Genomic DNA, 24,804 nt, shown 5'->3' with positions numbered 1-24,804 from the left:
TGCTTCTTCCGCTGTGCCGACTGCCGCAACGTACCTAAACGGGCCGATCCTCGTGATCGGCACCGGCCTTTTGGGTGCCAGCGTAGGATTGGGCTTGAGCCGAGCTGGACTCGACGTACGCCTGCAGGATCCTTCGCCGAGCGCCCAGCAGATTGCTCAGGACGTAGGGGCCGGCACCATCCTCAAGTCGGGGGAGACTCTCTCGCCTGAACTCGTGGTGTGTGCAGCTCCGCCGGATGTGACGGCGGCAGCAGTAGCCCAAGCCCTGAAGGATTACCCACACGCCGTTGTGGTTGATATTGCGTCCGTGAAGTCCAGCATTCTGAACACCTTGCTGGCCGATGACTCACTGACCGCAGAACAATTGACCCGCTACGTCGGCACGCACCCGATGTCCGGCCGTGAGAAGTCCGGTCCCGCTGCCGCCCGCGGTGAACTCTTCGTGGCCAACCCCTGGGTTATCACGGCCCATGACACCGCCAGCGAACGAGCCATTCGTACGGCACGCTCACTCGTGGCAGACCTCGGTGGCGTTCCCACCTACATGGATCCATTGAGCCATGACCACGCCGTAGCGCTGGTCTCTCACATGCCGCAGATTACCGCTTCGCTCCTGGCGAGCCGACTGCTCAACGCCGAGTCCACTCAGTTGGCGCTCGCAGGAAACGGTTTGCGGGACACCACCCGCATCGCGGCGAGCGATCCTCGTTTGTGGATCCAGATCTTGGCGCACAACGCTCCTCAAATCGTGGGTCACCTTGAGGGCATGCGCGAAGACATTGACCGTCTGATCTCGACCTTGCACCACCCCGAAGCGAACGGCGCCTTGCTGGACCTGGCCGAATTGTTCGGCGAAGGAAACGCAGGCCACGCACGTATCCCAGGCAAGCACGGCGCTCCACCGCAGTCCTTTGCCGTTGTCACAGTGCTTGTCGATGACAAGCCCGGTCAGATTGCGCGCTTGCTCAAGGATGTGGGCGACGCCAACATCAACCTTGAAGACCTCCGCATGGATCACGCGAGTGGCCGTCCGGTGGGCATGGTGGAAATTTCCGTGCTGCCAGGCAAAGAGGCGGAGCTTGAAGCCGTTTTGCAGAAATTGAAGTGGAGAGTTGTGAAGTAATGAGCGAATTGTCAGCACTCAACACGCTAGTAGTTGCCATCGACGGTCCTTCGGGATCTGGCAAGTCGTCCGTCTCCATGGAGACTGCGCGTCGCCTGGACGCTCAATTCTTGGACACCGGTGCGATGTACCGTGCCGCCACGTGGCTGTGCCTCGAACAGGGCATCGACCTCACGTCTACCGACGCATCCACCAAGCAGCTCATCATCGACACCGTCACCGCCGGCCAGCTGGAGCTCTCCACGGATCCCGATGTTGAGCGCGTGGTCATGAATGGCACGGACATCACCGAAGCCATTCGTTCGGAACGCGTGAGCCAGAACGTATCTGCCGTTGCCGGCATCCACGAAGTGCGCCAGTTCCTCATCGCGCAACAGCGCGCCATCATCACGAACGCCGGACGCATCGTTGCCGAAGGCCGAGACATCACCACCGTGGTGGCCCGGGACGCCGAAGCGCGCATTCTCCTGACCGCAAGCGAAGAAGTTCGCTTAGCTCGTCGCGGACTGCAGTTGAATACCACCGCAACGGAGTCCGCTGAAGGTGAGCTGGCGTCGTCGTACTCCGAAGAGGACCTGAAGAAAATTGTGACCGAACGGGACAAGAAGGACTCCGCCACCACAAGTTTCACCGAGGCCGCAGACGGTGTGGACACGGTGGATTCCACTGAATTAGATTTTGGGCAGACGGTTGAGGCCGTGCTCAACTCAGTAGCGCACCAAGTGGCCGCGAAAAACCGGTAGACTAGAAGGTCTGTTCAAAACCCGAACAGCTGACGTATTACCCCTTCCAACATCCAAAGGACACCTTATGACCGACTCGACGTTCCACGACGCGCCTGGCGAGGAGTACGTCCCGGAGGGGGATGACAAGCTTGCTGAGCGACTCGAAGCCATTTCTGACGAAGAAGCCAACCTACGCGCCGAATCCCTGCGCGCGGGTCTTGAAGACTACGAACTCGAAGAAGACGACGCGCGCCTCTTGTGGGCTGCTGACGGCGACGAATTCGAAGAGCGCGAAGCAGTTATCCCGCCGGTCGTTGCCATCCTTGGCCGCCCGAACGTTGGTAAGTCTTCGCTGGTTAACCGTATTTTGGGCCGCCGCGAAGCCGTTGTAGAAGACGTCCCGGGAGTGACCCGTGACCGCGTTTCCTATCTTGCTGAGTGGGCCGGACGCCAGTTCACCATCGTTGATACCGGTGGATGGGAGCACGATGCCAAGGGCATCCACGCTCGCGTTGCCGAACAGGCCGAGATCGCCGCTGATCTTGCCGACGTTGTGGTGTTCGTGGTGGACGCAGCCGTTGGCCCCACCGCTACCGATGAAAGCGTCGTGAAGTTGTTGCGCCGTATCAAGAAGCCAGTCTTCTTGATCGCCAACAAGATCGACGATTTCAACCAGGAACCAGAAGCGGCAGCTCTCTGGGCACTGGGCATGGGCAAGCCATACCCGGTCTCCGCTATTCACGGCCGCGGCGTTGCCGACTTCCTTGATGACTTGATGGAGAAGCTGCCTGAGCACTCCGCTTACGGTGGAATGATCCCTATCGGCGGACCGCGCCGCGTGGCCCTGATTGGCCGCCCGAACGTGGGTAAGTCCTCCTTGCTGAACAAGCTTGCTGGCTCTGACCGCGTTGTCGTGGACAACATGGCCGGCACCACGCGTGACCCGGTGGATGAACTCATCGAGCTCGGTGACCGAGTGTGGCGCTTCGTGGATACCGCAGGTATTCGCCGCCGTCAGCACATGGCCCAGGGTGCCGACTACTACGCATCCTTGCGTACCCAGGCTGCCTTGGAAAAGGCAGAAGTTGCTGTGGTGCTTTTGGCCGTCGACGAGCGTTTGTCTGAACAGGACATCCGTATCTTGAACATGGCGATTGAAGCAGGACGATCCATCGTTCTTGCGTTCAACAAGTGGGACCTCATGGATGAGGACCGTCGCCGTTACCTCGAGCGCGAAATCGAACAGGATTTGGCGCACGTTGAATGGGCGCCGCGCGTCAACATCTCGGCGAAGACCGGCTGGCACAAGGACCGCTTGGTTCCTGCCTTGGATATCGCGCTCGAGTCTTGGGACAAGCGCATTCCAACCGGCAAGCTCAACGCGTTCCTTGGCGAACTCGTAGCTGCAAATCCGCACCCGGTTCGTGGCGGCAAGCAGCCTCGTATCCTCTTCGCAACGCAGGTATCCGCACGTCCGCCACGGTTCGTGCTGTTCACCACCGGATTCTTGGATCCTGGTTACCGCCGCTTCATCACGCGTCGTTTGCGCGAGACCTTCGGCTTCGAAGGAACGCCGATCGAAGTTTCTATGCGCGTGCGTGAAAAGCGCTCCCGTAAGAAGTAATTCGCACTGTCAAAAGTGTTGCAATCGACCGTCTACGAATTCGCGAACAATTCGCAGGTCATATAGACTTGTGAAGTTGTTTCGCCGGAATTGAGAAAATTTCGAGCGTAGACAACCGCGGGCTATGGCGCAGCTTGGTAGCGCGCTTGACTGGGGGTCAAGAGGCCGTGGGTTCAAATCCCGCTAGCCCGACATTTCGTCCTGAGCCACGACATCATTTTCGAATGAGTTGTGGCTCAGGACTTTTTGTTTGCCGAGTAACTCCAGATCGGCCACTTCCGGATCCACGTTATTAAATCGCCTTTTCCGCAAGGCGGATGCCGATTGGCGCTCTCACGTCACCTAATAGAGGAATAGCCTGATAAAAGTAGGGCGTTCAAGTCGAATCCATGATCTTGAGTCTTTCCTCGTTGACTTGATATTCAGTCGAACTCCAGTCACAGATTTGACCATTAACTTGACAAACAATTAATTGTTTTTATACCCGTAGATTACGCTGTAAGTATTTGAGTCCTCTGCGGGATCACCGCAGATTTGAATGGCGAAAGTGATGCGGTAGATCCGTACGTTGAAGAGCTGGGATAACTCTTCAGCATCACGTCGAATGGCTCCGAAGATGATGCGGAATGCGCAGCATCTTCGGAGCGGATGAGCTTGTGGCCCCCCAAACTATGATTGAGATCTTTCGGGAAACGGTGATTGGGTTTCCTGACGCGACTGCCTTAGAGGGCGGGACGCGAGGTTCACCTCACCACCTTGGTGCGGCTGGCCCTTTTTGCACCTCATACAAATTTACCGTTCGCTCTTGCTTATAGCGCCGGAGTGTCCGTGTTCGTCTCGGGCCTAGTGCTGATCTTGAATAAATATCGTCTGAGTTGGTTGAGCCTGTTTGTGGCAATGGGACCCATGGCCCTCACGCTTTATTTGCTGCTTTTGAGCTTCGTCAATGTCGTCGATCTCAGCAAGAATTATTCGGTCCTCTGGACGCGGTATCGAGGCACCGGCCCGTTGGAACTGCTGTTATCCCGCTTCTCGAGATCAGTGGGTCTCACCGTGGTTCCGAAGCGCGGGCGGCCTCTTCATCTTGCTGTTTTCGGGCCTGACCGTCCGGCTTTTGGTCATTTCTATTGCCGTGGGCCTCGTCATCAATGGCATCCGGCGCCTTCTAGCCTTCGCAAAGGGCGATTCGCTGGACGCACGCATCGCCAACGGTGCTTTCGGTGTTTCATTCATCGGCTTTGGCATCTTGTCTCTGTTCTGGATTGGCGTCACCTTGCTGGTGCAGTCGCTCGTCTTCGGTGCGCAGCTCATTCTGACTTGCATCCGTGAAGCGCGGCGGCTCATTGCTACGCGTACCCCGAAAGCGCCGAAGGAACATGGATTCTGGCGTCGGTTCGCCCGGACTACGACGGCGATCGTCACCCTTGCGGTCGTCATCGCTGCCGCGGTTTTCACATTCAACGTGCGCGGCGGAGCCCCTGTCGTTGACGAGTTCTACGCCGCACCGCGCGATGTGCCGGAGACTCCGGGCTCGCTGATTCGCGCCGAAGAATTCACCCGCAAGATTCCTTCCGGCGCGAAGGCATGGCGGATTTTGTATACGACGACGATGGGTGACGGCACCGCAATCGTAGCCAGTGGTCTGGTGGTTGCGCCGGAGAACAGCTCCGACCCGGTTCAGGTCATCGCGTGGAGCCATGGAACTACGGGTTGCGCGCAAAAGCGCATCGTCGTTGAAAGTAGAACCTTTTGAATCTGGCGGCTTGAGGGTCATGCCGCAGGTCATCGACCAGGGGTGGGCTCTGGTGGCCACGGACTACACCGGTTTGGGAACGCCTGGCCTGCATCCGTATTTGATGGGACCCGAGTCTGCTCGGGCTGAACTGGACGCAGTTCGCGCAGCTCGACAGCTTCAAGACCTCAAGTTGAGCAACAAAACCGTTTCGTGGGGACACTCTCAAGGCGGCGGATCAGCGTTGTGGACTGGCAAGATCGCTCCTACCTACGCCCCAGACGTACCACTGAGCGGCGTGGCCGCGATGGCTCCAGCGAGCGATCTCAAGGCGCTCATCGGCAGCCTCAGCGGTATTACCGGCGATAGCGTCGTCGCATCTTTTGCCATCATGGCGTTTACCGAGATCTACCCAGACGTTACGTTCCACGAGTATGTGCGCCCGGGCTTTGAACCTTTCATTCGAAGCATGGCGGAGCGGTGCTTGGCCAGCCCAGATTTGCTGGTGTCACTCTTGGACGCCGTCTCGATGAGTCGCGATCCACAGATCTTTTATCGCGATCCACTGGCAGGAGCCTTGGGGGAGCGACTCAACCAGAACTAACCGAGCGCTCTGATTTCTGACTCACTCTTGGTGGCTCAAGGCGAAGCCGACGGCCTGATCAAGCCTGAGATCCAAGAGAATTACGTCGCTCAACTGAAGGAAGACGGGCAGAAGGTCGATTTCCGCACCTATCCCGGTCGTGGACACATGGAACTTGTGGAAGGCGACTCTCCATTTCTTCAAGAACTTATTGACTGGACTAGGTAACAGTTCCAGAAGTGACATCTGGGATCACTAATTACAGTCGATAGTTGAATGTTGATACATTGTTGTGGCTGACGGCGTCGTCAGTCGTGTGAAAAACAAAAATGGGGGAAATGTGGGATCAACTTCTGTATCATTTGGTGCGAAGATTCTTGCCGCTATGGCAATCGGTTCTCTGGTATTGACCGGTTGTTCAGGAGGGTCCGCGTCTGCAGAAACGCAGACCGCGTCTGCGGCAGCACTTGCAGGAGAACAGAAATCTGCAAACAACAATCAGCAAAACTATGCCGATACTGGCGTAGTTGTTCGCGTGATCGACGGCGACACGATCGCCGCAACGGTGAACGGTGAAGAGAAGACCATCCGTCTGCTCAACATCGATACTCCAGAGACTAAGCATCCAAACGAGCCGATTCAGTGCTTGGGTCCTGAAGCGACTGCGTACTTGGAGAGCCGTCTCGAGCCAGGCGATGAGATTGGCCTCGAATATGACATCGAGCGCCTTGATCGCTACGGCCGAACGCTCGCCGGAGTTTACGAATCGAACTCGCTTGTCAACGCTGATATCGCCGCGATGGGTTTGGGTGTGGCCGTTCTTTTCGAGCCCAACAAGCGGTTCTACCAGCAGGTCTTGGACGCACAAAACAAGGCGAAGGATCAATTACAGGGGCTCTTCAACCCTGCAATTGAGTGCACCTTGCCAGGTCAGCTTGCAGGCCCGCTGGCACCTTTGACGGAGCCGCCGGTGGATCCAGCGGACATCGCAGGCACCATTGCCGCACTCGCGTCCTTAAATGCGGCTATCGCGAGCGGCAATAAGTTGCTAGGACTCATTGGCAAGGTCGTTCCGAACATCGATGCCAAGAATGGTCCGTTGTATTGGGTGCACCAAGCGCTCAAGGGGACAGACTCCAAGAACCTTGAGAAGGCACTTGAACAGGCCCGTGAGAAGCGTGTCAATTTGGATGCGAAGCTGACGCAACTTAAATCGGCTGAGCAAGCCATGAAGGATGAGGCTGAGCGCAAGGCAGCAGCAGCTGAGGCTAGCCGGAAGGCAGAACAAGCGGAAGCCAATCGAAAAGCAGCTCAGGCGGAGGCAGAACGAAAGTCCGCTCAGGCTGAGGCAACCCGTAAGGCGGCTAAGGCTGAGGCAGCCCGCAAGTCGGCTCAAGCTGAAGCCGCCCGTAAGGCCGCGAAGGCGGAAGCTGCTCGTAAGGCGGCTGTTGCCGAGGCAAACCGAAAGGCAGCGGCTCGTGCAGAGGCGCAGCGAAAGGCGCGCCAGCAACAGCAGCAGAAGCCGAAGAAGTCCAGCAGCAACCCGTACCCGGGTTACACGGGACCTCGTTGCTACGCGCCAGGCGGACAAACATGGAAGCCTTGCCCGTAAGCACGCGTGACGGTCTTTAGACCAACAGGGAGATCGTCAGGGCTACCAATCCCAAGAGAGGGATGGTTCCCTGCTTGATGGCTGCCGCGGCTTTGTCTGGGCTGGACAACACCAGCACGAGAGCCGCGGCAAGCATCGATCCCGCACCGGCAAAGATGAGGGCAATGCCCACGTCGGTCTTGCCCACCATGTAAAACACCACGCCTGCGCCTGCAACGATGGCTAGGAACAAGTTGTAGAAGCCCTGGTTGAACGCCATTTCTTTCGTGGCTTCGGCTTGGGTTTCCGTGAGTCCAAAAGTTTTCCGGGTCTTTGGTTGCGTCCACGTCACCGATTCCATCGTGAAGATATAGACGTGCAAGAGTGCGGCGATGGCCACGAGAATAAACGCAACAACGGTCATGGGTTTTCCTTTAATCGGAGGCGAGCGTTTGGGATTACTATGCCACGCACTCAAAAGCGCCGCACCACTCAATTTCATTCCCGATGACATAACCTCGACTCGTGGAGTCTCAATCGTCGAATGAACCTGTCCGCTTTGCCACGGTCATTGTTATTGGCGCTGGCCAAGCTGGACTTTCGGCGGGCTATCACCTCAAGAAGCGTGGCTTCGTCAGCGCGCTTGTGCCTCAGACGAATGCGATCCTGAATAACGCGGTTCAGCATTCGGAGCGAAAATTCGTCATGTTCGATGCCGGCTCACGACCAGGCGGAGCGTGGCAGCACCGGTGGGACTCACTTCTCATGGACACCGTGAACGGAATTTTCGATCTCCCCGGATACCCCAAACCACCGGTGGATCCGCAGACCCCGAGCAACCAAGCCGTTCCTGCTTACTTTGAAGCTTTCGAAAAGGAATTCCAGCTACCGATCGAGCGGCCGGTGAAGGTCCTGAACGTCACTCGTGAAGGGGACTCACCAGAGGCCGAATTCATCGTGGAAACCTCACATGGCACTTGGCGCACGCAGGCCATCATCAACGCCACGGGAACGTGGGATAACCCCATTCGTCCCTCCGTCCCGGGAGCCGAATCGTTCACCGGCGAACAGTTCCACACCCGCGAGTACGTCTCAGCCGAGCACTTCCGCGGCAAACGCGTTGCCATCGTCGGGGCAGGAATTTCAGCGGTTGAACATCTTGCGGAGGTTTCAGAGATGACGACGACGCTCTGGTACGTCCGTAGGCCACCTAACTTCCGCACGGGAAAATTTGAGTCAGAATTCGCAGGCCGCGAGACCATCGCGAAAGTTGTGGCGGATGTCGAGCAAGGAAAACCCACCGGAAGCGTTGTTTCATACACAGGACTCTCGCTCCAAAACCGCTACGCAAAACAAGCGCAGGCCAATGGCGCACTCAATTGGCGTCCTATGTTCGTGGCGATTGAACCCTCTGGCGTGCGCGAAGCGGACGGGACGTTCACGAGCGTTGACGCGATTATTTGGGCCACCGGTTTCAAACCTTCCATCAAACATCTGGAACCACTCCAACTGACGAATGAACGCGGCGGGATTCACCTTGAGGGCACTCACCCCGTGAGCGAGCCACTCATTCACCTGATTGGCTTCGGCCCGTCCTCCTCGACCGTCGGTGCTAACCGGGCCGGCCGCGCGGCGGTCGCCACGGTCGTTCGGGAACTCAAGCACCGCAACTCGGTCCAGCCGGCGACTCAAGACTCCGCTCCGTCACCCGAGCGCTCCCTAGACCGAACCGCACGACCCTAGCTGCGGCGTCGTACTGTGTTGTACTACTAACATGGAAACTCTGGAAGGATCCCGAATGCTCACTGGACTAAGTGCTTTCTCCTTAACGCCCTTCGACGGTCACGGTGTTGATAAGGCAGCTTTCGCTGGGCTCGTGAACCGAGCAGCTGCATCCGGAGTCGATTCGATCGCTGTCTTGGGATCCACCGGTTCCTACACGTATTTGAACCCCGACGAACGCGCTGAGGTGGCGCAAATTGCCGCTCAGAATGTGGGTGAGAAGCCTCTCATCGTGGGAATCGGAGCGTTGCGGACCAAGGACGTATTGAAGAACGCTGAGTCCGCGCAGGCAGCTGGCGCGAACGCGTTGCTGCTGGCTCCCGTCTCCTACCAAGTTCTTACAAATGACGATGTCTTCGGGCTGTTCTCCGATGTGAACGCCGCGGTCTCCGTGCCGGTCATTGTGTATGACAACCCGACCACCACGCACTTCACTTTCACCGATGAGCTTTATGCATCTATCGCGGCGCTCAAGAATGTCGGATCCTTCAAAATTCCGGGAGTCCCGGAAGACGCCGCTCAAGCCAAGGCACGAATCGACCACTTGCGGAGCATCTTGCCAGAAGACGTGACGCTCGGTGTCTCGGGCGACATGTTCGCAGCAACTGGCCTGAACGCGGGCTGCGATGCCTGGTATTCCTCTATGGCCGCTACGCTGCCGGACCTCGCCGTGCCTATCGTGCGCGCCGCTGCGCAAGGGGATGTTGAAGGTGCCGTCAAGGCGTCGCAACAGCTTCAGCCGCTGTGGGATCTCAACGCGCGCTTCGGCAGCCTGCGCGTCATCGCAGCGATTGCTGAAGAGCTAGACCTGGTGTCCTCGCCATGCTTGCCGTTGCCCATCCGTGGGTTGCAAGGCGATGACCGGGAAGCCGTTCGCCGCGCCATGCAGAAACTCGGTTTGCTGTAGGCGATCCGTGTGCCTCGACGCCGAAGGATGGACGCGTCACTCACGGTTCGACATGTAACAATTCGCAATTTCGGTAGTGGGAATTTCTTTGGAATAATATTCGTGTGCAATCAGCGACGTCCCCTCGAGTGTTTCGTGGGTTCGTCACTGCCTTCGGAGCGACATTTGTAGCGCTCGTTTCTCACATTCTTGGCGGCGGTGACTTGCCGGGGCCTGCGGGCATCATTATTCCGCTGGTCATTTCTCTGCCCTTCTGTTTGGCATTAACTGTCAAGAAACTATCTCTTTTCCGGCTGTCCCTTGCGGTTGCAGTAAGTCAAGGTCTCTTCCACAGTCTGTTTGTGCTGGGTACGCCTTTGCCTCCTGCTTCGGCTGTTCGCGCAGCATTGCTGGAACAGCACGCGCACCACGCGGCCTATTATCCAGGCCTTCCGGAGGGCTCGGTCAATTTGCTTCACGCTGGCGCGGTCATGTGGTTGTGGCACGTCATTGCGGGAATAATCACCGTGGCGTACCTTCACTGCGGTGCTCAGCTGGCGATGCACGTCAAGCGTCTTGCTCTTGGCCTGCGCGATTTGCTGGCGGACCTCCGCTGGCTCGTAGTGCTAGTGGTAACTCCAGTTCCTACGATTCCCCGCGCACACTCGAAGTTTGCAGAACACCCGCTGACGTCTCAAGACGTTTTTCATGCAGTACGACGCCGCGGCCCACCTTTCGCACTCGCGGCTTAATTTCCGTACACGTTATTTCCATTTAGTCACATCTTCTTCTGGCTAAAACGCACCACATACATTTCTCTCTTTGGTGCGCCAAAAACTTTGCGAAAGGCATTACCTTGCAGTACTTCAATATCAATTCAGGCACCACTGTTTCCCGTCCTTCGCGACTCGTTCGAGTGTTGGGATTGGCGACGGCAGCTGCGTTCGCGTTGACGGCATGTGGAGCTGCGTCGAGTGAGCAGGCCTCACCATCTACGGCATCTACGACTGTTGCCGCAGCGGACAAGACGGCCGCTCTTGTCATTCACAACGCGTGGGTGAAGGCGGCAAGCAGTGGCATGACTGCGGCCTTCGGCGAGATCGAGAATTCGAGCGATCAGCCAATACAGGTTGTCGCCGCTCGCTCGAGCGCGGCCGGAGAAGTGCAACTTCACGAAACCAAGCCCGACTCCAACGGCGCCATGATGATGAGCGAAGTCAAAGGCGGTTTCACCATCCCTGCCCATGGCACGTTGACCCTGGAGCCAGGCGCGAATCACTTGATGTTCATGGGCGTGAAGACGGCGCTCAAGCCAGGCGATGACGTCACCGTCACCCTTGAATTTGCTGATGCGTCAACGTTCGAGTTCACGGCCCCGGTCAAGGACTTTGCCGGTGCGAACGAGTCGTACTCCCATGGCACCAAGTAACACCCCCATTCGTCGTGGAACGTCGCGCCGTCAGCTCCTTGTGGGAGGAGGAGCTGCCGGCCTCGGCGCCGTCGCAGCGCTAGGAATTCACCAACTCGTTTCGACAGCTGAGGCCGTTGCGACGCAGCCGGAGCTGAATGGGGCTGGGACAGTCCCGTTCTACGGAGAACATCAAGCGGGGATCACCATCGCGGCACCGGCGCACGCGCTCTTCATTGGACTGAATTTGCTTCCAGACGCGGATAAGGACTCCGTGCGGCGCATGTTCAAAGTGCTCTCCGGCGACGCCGCCACCTTGACGCAAGGCCGCAGCGCTCTTGCGGACTCCGAACCGGAGCTGGCGACGACACCGGCGAATCTCACGGTGACGTTCGGTGTGGGGTCCAAAGCAGTGGAACTGGCGGGCCAACAGGTGCCGACCTGGCTCAAGCCGCTACCGAAGTTCAGCATCGACAAGCTTGATGAGGATCTTTCCGGCGGCGACGTCTTCATCCAGATTTGCTCAGATGACCCTGTGACGCTTTCCCACGCCGCGCGCATGTTGCTCAAGGATGCGAGAAGTTTCGCAACCATCAAATGGTCTCACCGCGGATTCCGGCAGGCATACGGATCGCACGCGTCCGGGACCACTATGCGCAATCTCTTCGGACAAGTGGACGGCACTAGCAACCCGCAACCGAGTGACCCGAATTTTGACTCACTCATATGGGAACCGCAAGGTTGGCTACGGGGCGGAACCAGCGTCGTCGTACGCAAAATTCAGATGAATCTGGACACGTGGGACGAACTGGACCGGCACGGCCGCGAACAATCCGTGGGGCGGTACCTCTCCAACGGGGCGCCGCTAACGAGTTCACCGGAGGCACCCGAGGCGGAGTTTGATGCGCCGGACTTCGACGCGACAACAGCGGGCGGCCTGAAAATCATTCCGGAATTTTCGCATGTGGCCCGGTCGCGCAGTTCGGATCCAGGTGAGCGGATCCTGCGTCGCGGTTACAACTACGACGACGCCGCCACCGGTTCGCAGATCTCTGACGCAGGCTTGATCTTCGTTTCTTTCCAAGCGGATGTGGACCGGCAATATGTGCCGATTCAACGGCGACTGGATGAGCTGGATCTGCTGAATCAGTGGACCGCGCCTGTAGGGTCCGCAGTCTTCGCGATTCTTCCGGGCTGTCAGGAGGGTGGCTTCGTAGGGGAGACGCTATTCGCCGAAGACTCTACGTCCGGTGCTACGCCTTGATGAAGCGTGGAATGAGGTGAACGGCGAGCGCTAGCGCGAAGAGCTCTACAAAGGACTGCGTCACGATCGTCAAACTCGTCAGCTCCCAGCCTGCCGGGAGTGCGAGTGCGATCGGTAGCACCACAAAGGAGTTCCTACTCATGAGCGTGAAGGTCAACGTGCGCCCGTGAGAAGCCTGCAAACGCAGCGTTTTCGTCAGCGCCACACCCGCCACGACGGCGAAGAGAGCGAACGTCACGGTTGCCACCACCACAGAGGGCGCGGCACTTGCCGCGAGGGGCAACCGTGACGCATTCGCGCCCGTGACACAAGCTAAGACCACAGCAAGTAGCGGGACGGGCAGCCAGCTGAGTCCTTCTCGGACGGACGCACCAGCGGGTGTCTTGAAGAGGGTGAATTCTGCAAGGACTGATGCGGCCAGCGGTATCAGAAGTACCAAGACCGCGGGAAGAATGACGGACAGATCTAGCGGCGGCAGGTCCTCTCCAACGAGGAGTGGAACGTAGAGCGGCAGCAGGAGCAGCTGCACCACAAGATTCACCGGCGTGAGGGAGAGGGCAAGCGGCATGTTCCCTTTGCCCAATTGGGTGAACGTCAGGAACCAGTCGGTGCAGGGCACCACCAGAACCAATGCGAGGCCTAATCGAATCGCCGGATCGGCGGGCATCAACCGCAGCAGTATCCAGACGAATGCGGGCACCAGGACGAAATTCGCGAGCAGTGCTGTTGCTAAGAACTTCCGGTGCGTGAACGCTTCGGGGATTCGTTCGAGCGGGGTCTGCGCGAAGGTCGCCAGCAAGAGCACTGCGAGAAGTGGCCACACCAGGAAGTCCGCCACGGCAGAGAACCCGGGGAACAGGAGTGACAATCCCACTCCGCAAGCCGCCCCGAGGAGATACACCCACACATGGTGCGCCTCGAGGCGGTCTTTCAGGGATTCGGACACCTAGAGTAGGCCGGTGTCGTGGGCGACGCGGATGGCGCGGGCACGGCTGTCCACATCGAGCTTCGTGAAGATGTGCACCAAGTGGCTCTTCACCGTGGCTTCGGATACGAAGAGCGCCTTCGCGATATCGCGGTTGGACTTGCCTTGCTCCAGATGCCGCAGCACCTCGAGCTCGCGATCGGTAAGCTTCGGCAACGGCGACCGCAGTCCACGCATGACGCGGCTCGCAAGTTCCGGCGGCATATAGACCTCGCCGCGTGCTGCGACCTCGATAGCCCGGATGATCGTCTCCGGCGGCACATCCTTGAGAAGGTACCCGGCGGCACCGGCCTCGATGGCACCGAGCACCTCGGCATCACGATCGAACGTCGTCAGGATGAGCACGGCCGGGGGATGAGGCAGCGCACGCAAGGCGGCCGTCGTCGTAATTCCGTCAATACCCTCCCCCAAGCGCAGGTCGCAAAGCACGACGTCCGGAAGGACCTCGCGCGCGAGTTCAATCGCTTCCTCGCCCGTGCTGGCTTCTCCCACCACGATCACGGATTCGTGCGACTCAATCACGGCGCGCAATCCCGTGCGCACCACCGGGTGGTCATCGACCAACATGACTTTCGCGGACATTAAAACTCCCTCCGCAACGGCAAATGGGCGCTCAGGACAGTGCCCTCGCCGGGTGTACTCTCGAGGTCCAAACCGCCACTCAACTCGCGCAAACGGGCGCGAATAAATCCCAAACCAAAACTGGAATCGGCATCTCTCGGCGCATTATTCACCGACGAAACGTCCATTCCCTGACCATCGTCAAGAATATCGAGGCGCACGCTGTCATCAGAATCAAGCAAGCTGACGACGACGCGGCTCGCCTTCGCATGGAGCCTCACATTCGCGAGGGCTGATTGGGCGACACGCAAGAGCGCGACGTCGTATTCCGTAGAAAGAGCGGGGAGCGTTGCGTCGATGGTGAGATCGGCGCGGAGGCCGGTCTCCTCGCGGAATCGCGACACAATGCGCTCGAGCGCTTCACCGAGCGCGTTGTGTTCGAGCTCGGCCGGAGCCAGCGCTGCCACGATACGTCGCACGTCAGCGATGCTCTCGCGTGAAATCGTCTCGATCTGCTGGAGCGTCGCCCGAGCTTCTGCAGAGGCACCATCGGCGTCCGCGAGCTTCGTGCCCTGCGCCAACGCCAGCATGCGGATAGAGGTCAACGACTGCGCCACAGTGTCATGGATGTCGCGCGAAATGCGGGTACGTTCGGCAATCGCGCCAGCATGGTGCTGCGAGAGAGCCAACTCGTCTTGAACATCCAATAGCTCATGATGCGTGCGCTGCAGGGCAGCTACCAACGCTTCGCGCTCGCGGGCGTCCTTGAGGAGCTCGAGGTATCCGCGCGAAATAGCGAGTGCAAAGATGCCGCCAATCAGAGGGCCCAGGACATTCGCGTAGCTCGTGGTGCCGTGGTGCATGACGGGCGCCAGGACCACCACGGCAAAGACCACCAACGCGTACCAAATGGACGAACGCCACCGGAACAAATGCCCAGCCAACAACCACAACAAGAAGGCCAGCCAAATGAACTCAGCTGACACCACTACGCCGCCGGCCCAGATCGCGGTAAAGACCAGCAACCAGATTTGAGAGGCTTTGCGGTCCTGACGGAATCGGGTGTTCAAAATACCCACGGCGTACCACGCGAGCAAGGCGACGGCTGCGCCGATGGCCAGCCCCGGATGCGTGCCATCGGTGACGGCGCGGATCGCGGCAACGGATGAGAGCACCACTGCGATGACGTGCTGACCCCACTGCATGGCGGACACCGCCCGGCCCTGGGAGGAGGGCGCGGACGGCGTCACGGTGCTGGTGACAGCAGTATGCGCATTCTTAGCGGTCAATGAACTCACTGGTTCGCGCGGACTCGTCATGGGACTGCGTATCCATTCGTTTGCTGCGGCGGGGTGAGCGCTGCGAGCTGCGGTCAGGTTTGCATTTGAGCCTAATGGAGCGGATGCTTCCTCAGCGTCGACTGCCTGTGCCGGCACCTTGCCTGGCCACCAGATCTTGTCACCAAGCAGGCTGAAGATGGCGGGCACCAAGACGGTGCGGACCACGAGGGTGTCCACCACTACGCCGATGCCCACGATGAGGCCCAACTGTCCAAGCGTCACGAGCGGCAGGATACCGAGGGCTGCGAAGACGCCTGCCAACACGATTCCGGCGCTCGTAATGACGCCGCCCGTGCTCGCCACGGCACGAACCATGCCTTCTCGGGTTCCGTGGGTAGCGGCCTCCGTCTTAGCGCGGTGCACCAAGAAGATCGTGTAGTCGATGCCGAGGGCAACCAAGAACAAGAAGGCCAACAGCGGAACCTGCAGATCCAAAGCGGGCTGGTTGAAGAGCGAGCGGCTCAACCATGCGCCGGCTCCAATTGCTGCCGTTGCGCTGACGATGTTTGCTGCCAACAACAAGACCGGAGCCACGAGCGACCGCAAGAGGATGAGCAGGACCAAGAAGCTGACACCGAGGACAAGGGGCGCTACCAAGAGGAAGTCTGCAATGTTACCCGTGCGAGCATCGGCGTCCGTCGCCACGGCTCCACCAACTAGCGCGTTCGCCTCCGGAACATCATGAACAGCGTTGCGCAGGTCATTCACCTGGGCCAAGCTCTCCGGGGTGCCCGGGGCGTATTCGCTGGTGACCATGATCTTGGTGAGCTTTCCGTCTTCCGTTTCTCCCGCAATCTGGGAGCGTACGACGCCGCCAACTTCAGCCGCGCGATCAGCGACAGCTTTCGCTTGGGCTGAATTGGAAACGATCATCATCGGCTGCGCTTCGCCGGGTGAGAAGTGCTCCGAAAGAACCTGAAGGCCCGTGGCAGATTCAGACTGAACGCGGAACTTCTCGATCTGGTTCAGGCCTACGGATGAGCCGATCAGACCTGTCGCCATGATGGCCAAGAGGGCAAGTGCTGCCGTCAAGCAGACTACCGGTCGGCGAACCACGTTGGTGGCAATGGAGCGCCAGAGCTTACCCAACTCCTTTGGCTTCTCTTCCTGAAGTTCGCCAGGGAGCTCGACTACGGATTCAACCGTGGACTCGGTGAAGCGTGGAATGAATGGCCAGAAGATCTTGCGTCCGAAGATCGCCAGGACTGGTGGAAGGGCAAAGAGCACCGCGGCAAGGGCGATGAGGAGACCGACGGCCGAGGCGATGCCCAGTCCGCGCGTGCCGGGAATTGCCGCAAAGACCAAGGTGGCCAGCGCGATTACGACGGTGACGTTGGAAGCGAGAATTGCGGGTGCCGTTCGCTTCCATGCTTCTGCCAGCGCCTGACGGTGGTCGGCGAAGCGGGGGAGTTCTTCACGGTACCGAGAGATGAACAACAGGGCGTAGTTGGTGCCGGCGCCGAAGACCAGAACGCTGATGATTCCGGTATCAAACTGCAAGCTTGCTTGAGTACCGAGCCATGCGGTGACTTTGCCCGCGAGCTGATCAGCGAATGCCACCACGATGAGCGGAATGAGCCACAAAACGGGGGAGCGGTAGGTGAGCATCAACAGCACGGCGACGATCGCGATCGTGACCAAGAGCAACTGGATGTCTGCACCTTCAAACGCTCCGGCAATGTCCGCGCCGAAGGCGGGGCCGCCGGTGACTTGAAGCTGCATGGCGTTCAAGTCTGATGAGGAGGTCTTCTTATCTGCGATCACCGCGCGCAGTGCCTTGAGGTGATCGGCATTCTCCGAGTTGTCAGAGGTCAGCGTCATCGGTGCGATGATGACCGCAGCCTTGCCGTCTTCGCTGGGAACCGGGCCGCTCGGCGCAAGTCCCGTTTCCTTTTCGATAGCGGGGAGCAAGCCCTTCATAGCCGACAAGTGAGCGGGACTGAGCGCGGCGCCGTCGTTCGCGGTACTGACCACAATGACGGATTGCTGGTCAGCGTTCGGGAATTGCTTGAGCAGTTCAGCGACTTGCGTTGATTCCGAGTTCGCCGGCGCGGTGGCGTTGAGGGCTGGCGCGGTGGCGCGGCCAAAGGCGCCGAACATCGCGACGAAGACAATGAGGACGATTCCTAGCCAGATCCAAGATCCGCGCTTGGACGAGAGTGTCCGGGGGAGAGCACGTAGTTTTTCCATGCTTTCAATTCCACCGAAAATCGGTGTCCCAAACATCGCCTAGGTGGTGGTTCTTGCGATCAAACTTTTGGTTGAGAAGTGACAGCCGGACTCTTCCAGGAGGACGCTTTGAGCTCGGGGACCACTTCCTTGCCACGCGAAGCGCGAAGCGCCCACAAGATCGCGACCACGTCCACGACTTCTTGCATCCATGCGCCAACAATTGCCGGGAGATTACCGAACGCAGCGATCGTCATGAAGACCAGGCTCAGCAGGATTCCCACCGCGATGGCCTGCAGTGCGACATTGACGGTCTCGCGGCCCACGACCACCGCGTGGGCAACACGGGAAATGTCGTCTCTTAGGATCACCACGTCCGCAGACTCACTGGCCGCTGTGGCGCCGCGGGCGCCCATCGCCACGCCAACATCCGCTGCGGCAAGAACGGGGGCGTCATTGACCCCGTCGCCCACCATGATCACGGGACGCTCTTTGATGCCGTGGACTGCGGCTACCTTGTCTGCTGGGAGACAGTTCGCTTGAACTCGGTCAATTCCCAGTTCGGCGGCCACATGCTTCGCGGTGGCTTGGTCATCACCCGTAAGCATCGTGAAGTGCTCAATACCTTGGTCTTTGAGGACTTCCAGCGTGGAGCCAGAGTTTTCCCGCACCTCGTCTTTTAACACGAGCGCGCCTGCGTGTTGACGATCGACCGCAACGTAAATGGCGAGCTCACCGGGGACCAGCTCCGTGCGGGTCAGGGGTTTTCCAACTTTTTCTTCGATAAACGAGCGTTTTCCTACCCACACGTCATGGCCATCAATGACGGAAATGACGCCGTTGGCGGTCGACTCCTCTGACTTCTCGGGCGTGATCAAAGAAATGCCACGATCTTTCGCGCCACGAGTGACGGCAGCGGCGAGGGTGTGAGCGGAGGTCTGCTCGGCAGAGGCCGCCAATTGCAGCAAACGATTCTCGCTCATGCCTGCCCCGAACTGTGCCAGCGTGGTTCGGACTGCCGTCAACGACGGCTGACCATAGGTCAGGGTGCCGGTCTTATCGAAGGCGATCGAGCGGGCGCGGTGGAACTTCTCTAAAGTGGCCGAACTCTTGACGATCGCGCCGCCTCGGGCGGAGCGACTCATGCCAGCCATAAATGCCACCGGCGCAGCGATGATCAGCGGGCAAGGCGTGGCAACCACCAGGACTTCGGCGAAGCGCACCGGATCACCAGAGAACCACCAGGCAAGTCCTGCGATGAGCAAAGAGATGAGCGTGAAAGGAACCGCGAATCGGTCGGCAAGTCGCACCATCGGTGCTTTGCTGGCTGCAGCTTCTTCGACGAGCGCAGCAATCTGTTGGTATTGACTGTCTTTTGCGGCGCGCGTGGCGATCAACGTGACGGAGCCAGAACCGTTGACGACGCCGGAAAGTACTTCTTCGCCTCGGACAAACTCAACCGGCAAGCTTTCGCCGGTGAGCGATGATTCGTTGAACTCGCCTGTCGCGGAGGTCAGTGTTCCGTCAACGGGGACTACCTCGTTAGCGCGAACCAGGACTTCGTCTCCGGGGGCAAGTTCATTGATGGGTACTACGGACACGCTCCCGTCCGCGTTGATTCGCGAGGCGGACTGCGGGGATTTTGAGAGTAGAGCGGTGAGGTCTTTCTTAGCGCGATGCGCGGCATAGTCTTCAAGCGCTTCGCCACCGGTCAGCATGAGGACAATCACGAGAGCCGCCCAGTATTCGCCCACGGCCACGGCGGCCGAGATGGCCGTGATCGCGAGAAGGTCTACTCCGAAGGAGCCCGACCGAAGCTCCCGCACCATGCCAACGAAAGAGCGGCCAGCCATCAAGAGCGCGAAAGTCCCTAGGACCCATGGAACAACTTCAGCGGCTGGGCCAACAGCAAGAATCCCAGCGAAAATCGCTACCAGCACTGTGGCAAGCACGAATGGATACCGCTTGAGAAATGAAAATACCCCGCCCATGGTTCAGGTTTACCAAGGATGGACGGGGTATTCCAGCAAGGTGAGGCTGGGTTCGTTCTGTGAACGAAGCGCTGAGGCGAGCTGCGAACTAAGCGTTCACCTCAGGTGGACCAGCTTCGAGCCATATTTCGGGAGCAGGCTAGAGTTCAATGTCGCGCTGAGGCGCGGAATCTGAAGCCGACGGCGATCCACTGTTACGGGCCGTATCTGGGCGCGTCTGCGTTTCCGGGAGCGCCGTGGTGGGTGCAGATTCCTCTCGGGTGGCTACGCTAGCGCGGAGTTCATCGCGATCTCGCTCGGCGGCGTGCTTCTGCTCCTTGAGCTTGCGCATATCGCGGCCACGCTTGGACCACATGAGCGACCAGATCATGAAGATGAAGAACAAGACGCCGGCGATAATGGCGCCGGTCATGGTCCACTGTGGGAACCACGTTGCGCTGGTGCCGATGATGCGCTGGGCGTTGTGAGCAGCTTCCGAGTTGCCCACCATGATGCCGAGCGTGAGCAGGTTAGGCGAAGAGAGCAGTACCGCCAGAACGGTGAGCACACCCTTCCACGCCCAGGATACGCGACGGTGCCGAATCTGCCACAGGACCAACAAGGGCACGAAGGTGAAAGCGAAGCCGTAGATCAAACCGAGCAAAACGCCGCCGCCCAGATTTCCACCGACTTGCTGTGCAATGGTGTTTGCCCACCAAATCGGTAGGAACGCCGACAGCAGCCAGAAGGCTATCGCGGCGAAAACTACCAAGACGATGCCGATAATGATGCGCATTCCCCAGTTAGTTCGGGGTTCGCGAGCTGGTGGCGTCGATGCGCCTGAGGACTGTGCTGAGCCTTGAGTCATACTCAAATTCTTGCAGAACGATCTCTAATTCGGATTGATATTTGGACGGCAATCGAAAATTGCTTTCCACAAGGGTGTTCACGACGCGCTGTTCTTAGGTAACATTCCGGTAAAGGAGGTAGCATACGTTGATGGATTCGCAGGACAATAAAGAGCTCAAACTCGTCCCGAAAGACCCCGCTCCAGAGGTCAAGGAGGGCTGGGAAACAAACATCACGGATTGTTGGCCTGTACCACCTGCCAATAAAGCCTCCGGTGATAAGACGCCACGTTCTGTGATGCCGCATGAGCGCACCACCGAATCATCTCAAGGACAAGCCCCCGCAGCGGGGAAAGGACAGCACATCATGAGCGAAGAGACTTACGGCAACTCGGCCGTGAGCCCCGAAAGCGCCTCCGAGACCACCAGCATTTCCTTGCCTCCTTTTCATCAGGAAGAAGAGGTTGCTGACTACCAGCTCTCACCATCTGAGCGCGAGTTCGTTGCCGCTTTGTCCGAAGGTTCGGCGTTGTTGATTGCGCACTCTGGTCCTAACCGCGGTGCTCGCTTCTTGTTGGACCAGGACATTACAAGTGCTGGTCGTCATCCATCTGCTGACATCTTCTTGGACGATGTCACGGTGTCCCGCCGTCACGCAGAGTTCCGCCGCGAAAATGGCCAGTTCGAAGTAGTTGATTCCGGTTCGCTCAATGGCACGTACGTCAACCACGACCGCGTTGATGCGGCACGATTGCGCACGGGTGCTGAAGTGCAGATCGGCAAGTTCCGTTTGACGTTCTACGTGGGAACTCGTCCCGCACGTCAGGGTGTCGTCAACGGCTAGAATGAGTCCAGCGATTCCTACGCTGGTTCATAGCTAGATCTTTTCTTTTTCGCAACGCCAAGGGCATGGGGTGTGCCTTTGTGCGTTGTTAGTCAGCGCTGTTATTTATTTTGTTCAGAAACGGGGGCGAGATGGCCACTATGGGTTCTTCTGCTGCGGCTCGCGGGCGCCACGCGAGCGCCGCATCCCAAGGCGCTATCGCGTCCAAAAATTCCGTACTGAATATTGGTGAAGTCCTCTCCCTTCTGGCAGAGGACTTTCCGCAGATCACGGCGTCCAAGATCCGATTCCTTGAGGAAAAGGGTCTGATTATTCCGCAGCGCACGGCTGCTGGGTACCGCAAATACACCAAGAACGACGCCGATCGCTTGCGTTTCATTCTTGCCCTTCAGCGGGACCAGTACTTGCCGTTGCGCGTCATCAAGGACTACCTCGATGCAGTTGATCGTGGCGAAGAGCCCGAGCAGCTTCCAGGCGGCTTGAAGCTCAGCCCGCAATCTGTCACGGAAACGATCGCTCAAGAAGCAACCGAGCGCCGTCGTGATCTGACACGCTCAGAACTGATCGGGGCCACTAACGCCACCGGAGACCTGGTCGACGCACTCTTGCAGTACCGCTTGATCAAGGAGACGCCTGAAGGGCGCTTCAGCGAGTATTCGGTGAAGATCACGCGTTCCTGTGTCGCTTTGGTGCAGCACGGAATTGAGCCGCGCCACTTGGGTATCTTCCGCCAGTCCGCGGACCGCGAAGTGGCCCTCGTGCAGCACGCTGTGACTCCGTTGGCCGGCCGCCGCGACGTCGCCTCACGCGCACGCACTGCGGAAACGGCTCGTGAAATCAGCGAAGCCTTCTTGACCATCCACTCGTCGCTCGTGGATTCTGCCATTTCAGAGCTGGATCACTGATTTCGCGCAAGGTTCTGGTCTGCTGGCACGGTGTCGCTAGCGACAGAACCCCATTAAGCGGCAGACTTAGAGCATGATTCGCGTCAATGTCACCGGTGTCCGGGTGGAACTGCCCTCTACTCAACCTGTCGTTTTGGTGGGAGAGGCTGACGGCGAGCGTCAGATCCCGATCTGGATTGGTGCTCCTGAAGCGTCTGCGATTGCCATGGCGCAGCAGGGCATTGAAACCGAGCGCCCGCTGACCCATGACCTTTTTATCACCACCCTGGCCGCCACGGGCGTGACCATTGAGCGGGTTGAGATCACGCGCGTCGAGGGCGCCGTTTTCTACTCATCTCTCGTGCTGACCAATGGTGCGCGCGTAGACTCAAGAACCTCAGACGCGTTGGCGCTCGCTCTGCGTGGAGATATTCCGGTGTTCTGTGACGAGGAGGTCATGGAAGAAACGGGCATCGTCCCAGAGCATGTGAGTGACGACGTGATTGAAGATGAAGAGAAACTCAAGGAATTTCGCGAGTTTTTGGACACGATCGATCCGGACGATTTCGCGTCGTAAATGTGGCCAAATTCGGTGCCCGCTGACTTTTGTGAGCGACACGCCTTCAAGTTAAGGTCGAAGGTCTTTGACGGAAGGCCCAAAGGAGCTTACCGTCTTTATTAGTAATTGCATTACCACACCTGACTGGGTGAATGTTTAGACGAAAGCTTCAGGCGAAGCCTTAGAAGAGCCAACAAAGGAGGTCCACGTGAGTCCCACGGATGGCACACGCGGCACTGAGAACGGCCCTACCGTGCCTGAATTGGTCCCAGTGCGCTTGAGCAACGGCCAAGGCCTGTTGTTCGATAACGACCTTCCTGACTTGGATGAGACTGCTGGCTACCGCGGACCAACGGCGTGCCGCGCTGCCGGAATCACGTACCGACAGCTGGACTATTGGGCACGCACCGGGTTGGTAGAACCCACCGTTCGCAACGCACAGGGCTCTGGATCGCAGCGCTTGTACAGCTTCCGCGACATCTTGGTGCTCAAGGTCGTCAAGCGACTCTTGGACACCGGAGTATCTCTGCAGCAGATTCGTACCGCTGTCTTCCACTTGCGCGAACGCGGCGTTGAAGATCTTGCGCAGATCACGCTCATGAGCGATGGTGCCTCGGTCTACGAGTGCACGTCCGCCAACGAAGTCATCGACCTCGTGCAGGGTGGCCAGGGCGTTTTCGGCATTGCCGTGGGCCGCGTCTGGCGTGAAGTTGAAGGTACCCTTGCTGAGCTTCCTTCCGAGCGCGTAGACGCCGAAGGAATTCAGGAATACCCAGAAGACGAACTCTCGAAGCGCCGCGCGGCGAAGAAGTCCGCGAGCTAAGTCAAACGCGCTAGAGCGAATTCAAGACTTAACAAAAAACCGCCGATCCTCTGCACATCGCAGGTGATCGGCGGTTTTTCTATTCCGCAAAGATGCGGGCTGAAAATTACTTGTTGCGTACAGCCTCGAGCAGCTCGCTCAACAGTACGGCGCTCAGTCGGGCGGACTCGGTAGGCCACTGGTGCACTGCGTGCGCAGCGCCCTGGATCTGCTGCCAGTCTGGGATGTCTGGAAGAACAGGGGAGAGCAGGGCATCGCCAAACATGGTTGACATTTCCTGAAGACGGAACTGGTGTTCACCGGACTCCGGGCGGTACTTGTTGGCCACGACGCCGGCAGTCTGAATGCTTGGCGCGAATTCGCGGCGGAACATGTTCAATGCACGCATGGTGCGCTCGGTTCCAGCTACCGAGAACAAGGACGTCTCAGCTACCAGCAGCACCTTGTCAGATGCGTACCACGCCATGCGGGTCAGGCCATTGAGTGACGGTGGGCAGTCGATGAGCACCAAGTCGTAACCGGTCACTCGCGAGAGTACGGTCTTGAGACGCTTCAAATCACGCAAACGCAGGTCCGGGCGATCGTAGATGCCGGTGAAAGCGGAACCGTAAGCGACATCCAAACGGCCCTCGGCCAATCCGGCAGTCTTGGACTCGCCAGCGGCAGCTTCTTCGCTGTCTGAAGCTGCGGCGTCGTCCTTTGAATCCGACTGGCTCGCCTGAACGGAGCGCACGATTTCCTGATGACGCTCAGTCCACGAACTCGGAACGGCGTTGGCGTTGATCGAAGAACGGCGAACGTTCTTCAGCATCAGGCCAATGGGCTCGCGGCCTGCAGGATTGATGCCCAAGCCGGTGCTTGCATCCGCATGCGGATCAAGGTCAACAACCAGGGTTCGCAGACCAGCATCAAGAGCTGCAGATGCTAAGCCGAGGGTCACGGACGTCTTGCCGACTCCGCCTTTGAGACTCGAAATGCTAACAACCTGCACGGGATAAACCACGCCCTTCGCTTGGAACCCGCCAATATCGCGGGACGTTCACAGATAAACCTTCCCCATGGTAGTCATGGCGCCGCGCATTTCGAGGGAAATTCTCGGGTCG

22 protein-coding genes, 1 tRNA gene and 2 pseudogenes are annotated in these 24,804 nt (G+C 58.7%); 17 read left to right on the top strand and 8 right to left on the bottom strand.

Features of this window, described 5'->3' with window-relative positions:
• Positions 1–13 precede the first annotated feature (13 nt).
• The 8 genes from BKA12_RS05110 (at position 14) to BKA12_RS05075 (ending at position 7,399) form a co-directional block, all read left to right on the top strand.
• Positions 14–1,123 (top strand): prephenate dehydrogenase, encoded by a 1,110-nt coding sequence (locus BKA12_RS05110; protein WP_183644588.1) that lies wholly within the window; start codon positions 14–16, stop codon positions 1,121–1,123.
• The gene (gene cmk / locus BKA12_RS05105) at positions 1,123–1,866 is read left to right on the top strand and encodes a (d)CMP kinase (RefSeq protein WP_183641196.1); all 744 of its coding nucleotides are present in this window, start codon (positions 1,123–1,125) and stop codon (positions 1,864–1,866) included. Before BKA12_RS05110 ends, cmk begins: the two co-directional genes overlap by 1 nt.
• Positions 1,867–1,933: 67 nt before the next feature.
• The gene (der, locus tag BKA12_RS05100) at positions 1,934–3,472 is read left to right on the top strand and encodes a ribosome biogenesis GTPase Der (protein WP_183641194.1); all 1,539 of its coding nucleotides are present in this window, start codon (positions 1,934–1,936) and stop codon (positions 3,470–3,472) included.
• Between the two features lie 118 nt (positions 3,473–3,590).
• Positions 3,591–3,664, top strand: a tRNA-Pro gene (locus BKA12_RS05095).
• A 754-nt stretch (positions 3,665–4,418) separates the two neighbouring features.
• The gene (locus BKA12_RS05090) at positions 4,419–5,225 is read left to right on the top strand and encodes a hypothetical protein (RefSeq protein ID WP_183641192.1); all 807 of its coding nucleotides are present in this window, start codon (positions 4,419–4,421) and stop codon (positions 5,223–5,225) included.
• On the top strand, positions 5,206–5,808 hold the full coding sequence (locus BKA12_RS05085; RefSeq protein ID WP_183641190.1) for a lipase family protein: 603 nt from the start codon (positions 5,206–5,208) through the stop codon (positions 5,806–5,808). The genes BKA12_RS05090 and BKA12_RS05085 overlap by 20 nt, the downstream gene beginning before the upstream one ends.
• A gap of 30 nt (positions 5,809–5,838) precedes the next feature.
• The gene (locus BKA12_RS05080) at positions 5,839–6,015 is read left to right on the top strand and encodes an alpha/beta hydrolase (RefSeq protein ID WP_183641188.1); all 177 of its coding nucleotides are present in this window, start codon (positions 5,839–5,841) and stop codon (positions 6,013–6,015) included.
• Positions 6,016–6,172: 157 nt separating this feature from the next.
• A complete protein-coding gene (locus tag BKA12_RS05075; RefSeq protein ID WP_183641186.1) occupies positions 6,173–7,399 on the top strand; it encodes a thermonuclease family protein in 1,227 nt (408 codons plus the stop codon).
• 16 nt (positions 7,400–7,415) lie between these two features.
• Here BKA12_RS05075 and BKA12_RS05070 read toward each other — a convergent pair whose 3' ends face one another.
• Positions 7,416–7,802, bottom strand: coding sequence for a DUF1304 domain-containing protein (locus BKA12_RS05070; RefSeq protein WP_183641184.1), 387 nt, complete (start codon positions 7,800–7,802; stop codon positions 7,416–7,418).
• Positions 7,803–7,903: 101 nt separating this feature from the next.
• Between BKA12_RS05070 and BKA12_RS05065 the strand changes: the two genes are divergently transcribed.
• From BKA12_RS05065 to BKA12_RS05045, 5 genes are all read left to right on the top strand, one after another.
• Positions 7,904–9,121: an NAD(P)-binding domain-containing protein gene (locus tag BKA12_RS05065; RefSeq protein ID WP_338087434.1), complete on the top strand. Its 1,218-nt coding sequence runs from the start codon at positions 7,904–7,906 to the stop codon at positions 9,119–9,121.
• Between the two features lie 55 nt (positions 9,122–9,176).
• Positions 9,177–10,067 carry a dihydrodipicolinate synthase family protein gene (locus BKA12_RS05060; protein WP_183641182.1) on the top strand — a complete coding sequence of 297 codons (891 nt, stop codon included), beginning with the start codon at positions 9,177–9,179 and terminating at the stop codon, positions 10,065–10,067.
• A gap of 104 nt (positions 10,068–10,171) precedes the next feature.
• Complete coding sequence (locus tag BKA12_RS05055; protein ID WP_183641180.1) at positions 10,172–10,798, top strand: hypothetical protein; 627 nt, start codon at positions 10,172–10,174, stop codon at positions 10,796–10,798.
• A 104-nt stretch (positions 10,799–10,902) separates the two neighbouring features.
• Positions 10,903–11,475, top strand: coding sequence for a copper chaperone PCu(A)C (locus tag BKA12_RS12365; protein WP_246361604.1), 573 nt, complete (start codon positions 10,903–10,905; stop codon positions 11,473–11,475).
• Positions 11,462–12,718: a Dyp-type peroxidase gene (locus tag BKA12_RS05045; RefSeq protein ID WP_183641178.1), complete on the top strand. Its 1,257-nt coding sequence runs from the start codon at positions 11,462–11,464 to the stop codon at positions 12,716–12,718. Before BKA12_RS12365 ends, BKA12_RS05045 begins: the two co-directional genes overlap by 14 nt.
• On the opposite strand, the gene BKA12_RS05040 is transcribed toward BKA12_RS05045, so the two are convergent.
• The 6 genes and pseudogenes from BKA12_RS05040 to BKA12_RS05020 form a co-directional block, all read right to left on the bottom strand.
• Positions 12,708–13,664 (bottom strand): arsenic resistance protein, encoded by a 957-nt coding sequence (locus BKA12_RS05040; protein ID WP_183641176.1) that lies wholly within the window; start codon positions 13,662–13,664, stop codon positions 12,708–12,710. The genes BKA12_RS05045 and BKA12_RS05040 overlap by 11 nt on opposite strands.
• Positions 13,665–14,285 carry a response regulator gene (locus tag BKA12_RS05035; protein ID WP_183641174.1) on the bottom strand — a complete coding sequence of 207 codons (621 nt, stop codon included), beginning with the start codon at positions 14,283–14,285 and terminating at the stop codon, positions 13,665–13,667.
• Positions 14,285–14,905, bottom strand: a pseudogene (locus BKA12_RS12745) (sensor histidine kinase); the annotation flags it as partial. The pseudogene BKA12_RS12745 and the gene BKA12_RS05035, both read right to left, overlap by 1 nt.
• A 795-nt stretch (positions 14,906–15,700) precedes the next feature.
• Positions 15,701–17,794: pseudogene (locus tag BKA12_RS12740) on the bottom strand (MMPL family transporter); the annotation flags it as partial.
• A gap of 59 nt (positions 17,795–17,853) precedes the next feature.
• Positions 17,854–19,764, bottom strand: a complete 1,911-nt coding sequence (locus tag BKA12_RS05025; RefSeq protein ID WP_183641170.1) for a heavy metal translocating P-type ATPase — start codon at positions 19,762–19,764, stop codon at positions 17,854–17,856.
• Positions 19,765–19,903: 139 nt separating this feature from the next.
• On the bottom strand, positions 19,904–20,611 hold the full coding sequence (locus tag BKA12_RS05020) for a hypothetical protein (RefSeq protein WP_183641168.1): 708 nt from the start codon (positions 20,609–20,611) through the stop codon (positions 19,904–19,906).
• Positions 20,612–20,958: 347 nt separating this feature from the next.
• Between BKA12_RS05020 and BKA12_RS05015 the strand changes: the two genes are divergently transcribed.
• The 4 genes from BKA12_RS05015 to BKA12_RS05000 all read left to right on the top strand — a co-directional run bounded on the left by BKA12_RS05015 (position 20,959) and on the right by BKA12_RS05000 (position 23,701).
• Positions 20,959–21,435, top strand: a complete 477-nt coding sequence (locus BKA12_RS05015; RefSeq protein ID WP_183641166.1) for an FHA domain-containing protein — start codon at positions 20,959–20,961, stop codon at positions 21,433–21,435.
• A gap of 140 nt (positions 21,436–21,575) precedes the next feature.
• The gene (ftsR, locus tag BKA12_RS05010) at positions 21,576–22,340 is read left to right on the top strand and encodes a transcriptional regulator FtsR (RefSeq protein ID WP_183641164.1); all 765 of its coding nucleotides are present in this window, start codon (positions 21,576–21,578) and stop codon (positions 22,338–22,340) included.
• Between the two features lie 73 nt (positions 22,341–22,413).
• Complete coding sequence (locus BKA12_RS05005; RefSeq protein ID WP_183641162.1) at positions 22,414–22,896, top strand: bifunctional nuclease family protein; 483 nt, start codon at positions 22,414–22,416, stop codon at positions 22,894–22,896.
• A gap of 235 nt (positions 22,897–23,131) precedes the next feature.
• The gene (locus BKA12_RS05000) at positions 23,132–23,701 is read left to right on the top strand and encodes a MerR family transcriptional regulator (protein WP_183644579.1); all 570 of its coding nucleotides are present in this window, start codon (positions 23,132–23,134) and stop codon (positions 23,699–23,701) included.
• 106 nt (positions 23,702–23,807) lie between these two features.
• Here the strand turns inward: BKA12_RS05000 and BKA12_RS04995 are convergent, their stop codons facing one another.
• A complete protein-coding gene (locus BKA12_RS04995) occupies positions 23,808–24,692 on the bottom strand; it encodes an AAA family ATPase (RefSeq protein WP_183641160.1) in 885 nt (294 codons plus the stop codon).
• Positions 24,693–24,804 lie beyond the last annotated feature (112 nt).

This window comes from Neomicrococcus lactis, from assembly GCF_014200305.1.
Taxonomy (GTDB): Bacteria; Actinomycetota; Actinomycetes; order Actinomycetales; family Micrococcaceae; genus Neomicrococcus; species Neomicrococcus lactis.
Note: the sequence above shows the minus strand (reverse complement) of the source record. Positions and strands in the feature narration are given on the sequence as shown.

Excerpts from the sequence above, each read along its gene's own strand:
- cmk (WP_183641196.1), top strand. The coding sequence starts at position 1,123 with ATGAGCGAATTGTCAGCACTCAACACGCTAGTAGTTGCCATCGACGGT.
- der (WP_183641194.1), top strand. The coding sequence starts at position 1,934 with ATGACCGACTCGACGTTCCACGACGCGCCTGGCGAGGAGTACGTCCCG.
- BKA12_RS05090 (WP_183641192.1), top strand. The coding sequence starts at position 4,419 with ATGTCGTCGATCTCAGCAAGAATTATTCGGTCCTCTGGACGCGGTATC.
- BKA12_RS05075 (WP_183641186.1), top strand. The coding sequence starts at position 6,173 with ATGGCAATCGGTTCTCTGGTATTGACCGGTTGTTCAGGAGGGTCCGCG.
- BKA12_RS05070 (WP_183641184.1), bottom strand. The coding sequence starts at position 7,802 with ATGACCGTTGTTGCGTTTATTCTCGTGGCCATCGCCGCACTCTTGCAC.
- BKA12_RS05060 (WP_183641182.1), top strand. The coding sequence starts at position 9,177 with ATGCTCACTGGACTAAGTGCTTTCTCCTTAACGCCCTTCGACGGTCAC.
- BKA12_RS05045 (WP_183641178.1), top strand. The coding sequence starts at position 11,462 with ATGGCACCAAGTAACACCCCCATTCGTCGTGGAACGTCGCGCCGTCAG.
- BKA12_RS05035 (WP_183641174.1), bottom strand. The coding sequence starts at position 14,285 with ATGTCCGCGAAAGTCATGTTGGTCGATGACCACCCGGTGGTGCGCACG.
- BKA12_RS05025 (WP_183641170.1), bottom strand. The coding sequence starts at position 19,764 with ATGGGCGGGGTATTTTCATTTCTCAAGCGGTATCCATTCGTGCTTGCC.
- BKA12_RS05020 (WP_183641168.1), bottom strand. The coding sequence starts at position 20,611 with ATGACTCAAGGCTCAGCACAGTCCTCAGGCGCATCGACGCCACCAGCT.
- BKA12_RS05015 (WP_183641166.1), top strand. The coding sequence starts at position 20,959 with ATGAGCGAAGAGACTTACGGCAACTCGGCCGTGAGCCCCGAAAGCGCC.
- ftsR (WP_183641164.1), top strand. The coding sequence starts at position 21,576 with ATGGGTTCTTCTGCTGCGGCTCGCGGGCGCCACGCGAGCGCCGCATCC.
- BKA12_RS05005 (WP_183641162.1), top strand. The coding sequence starts at position 22,414 with ATGATTCGCGTCAATGTCACCGGTGTCCGGGTGGAACTGCCCTCTACT.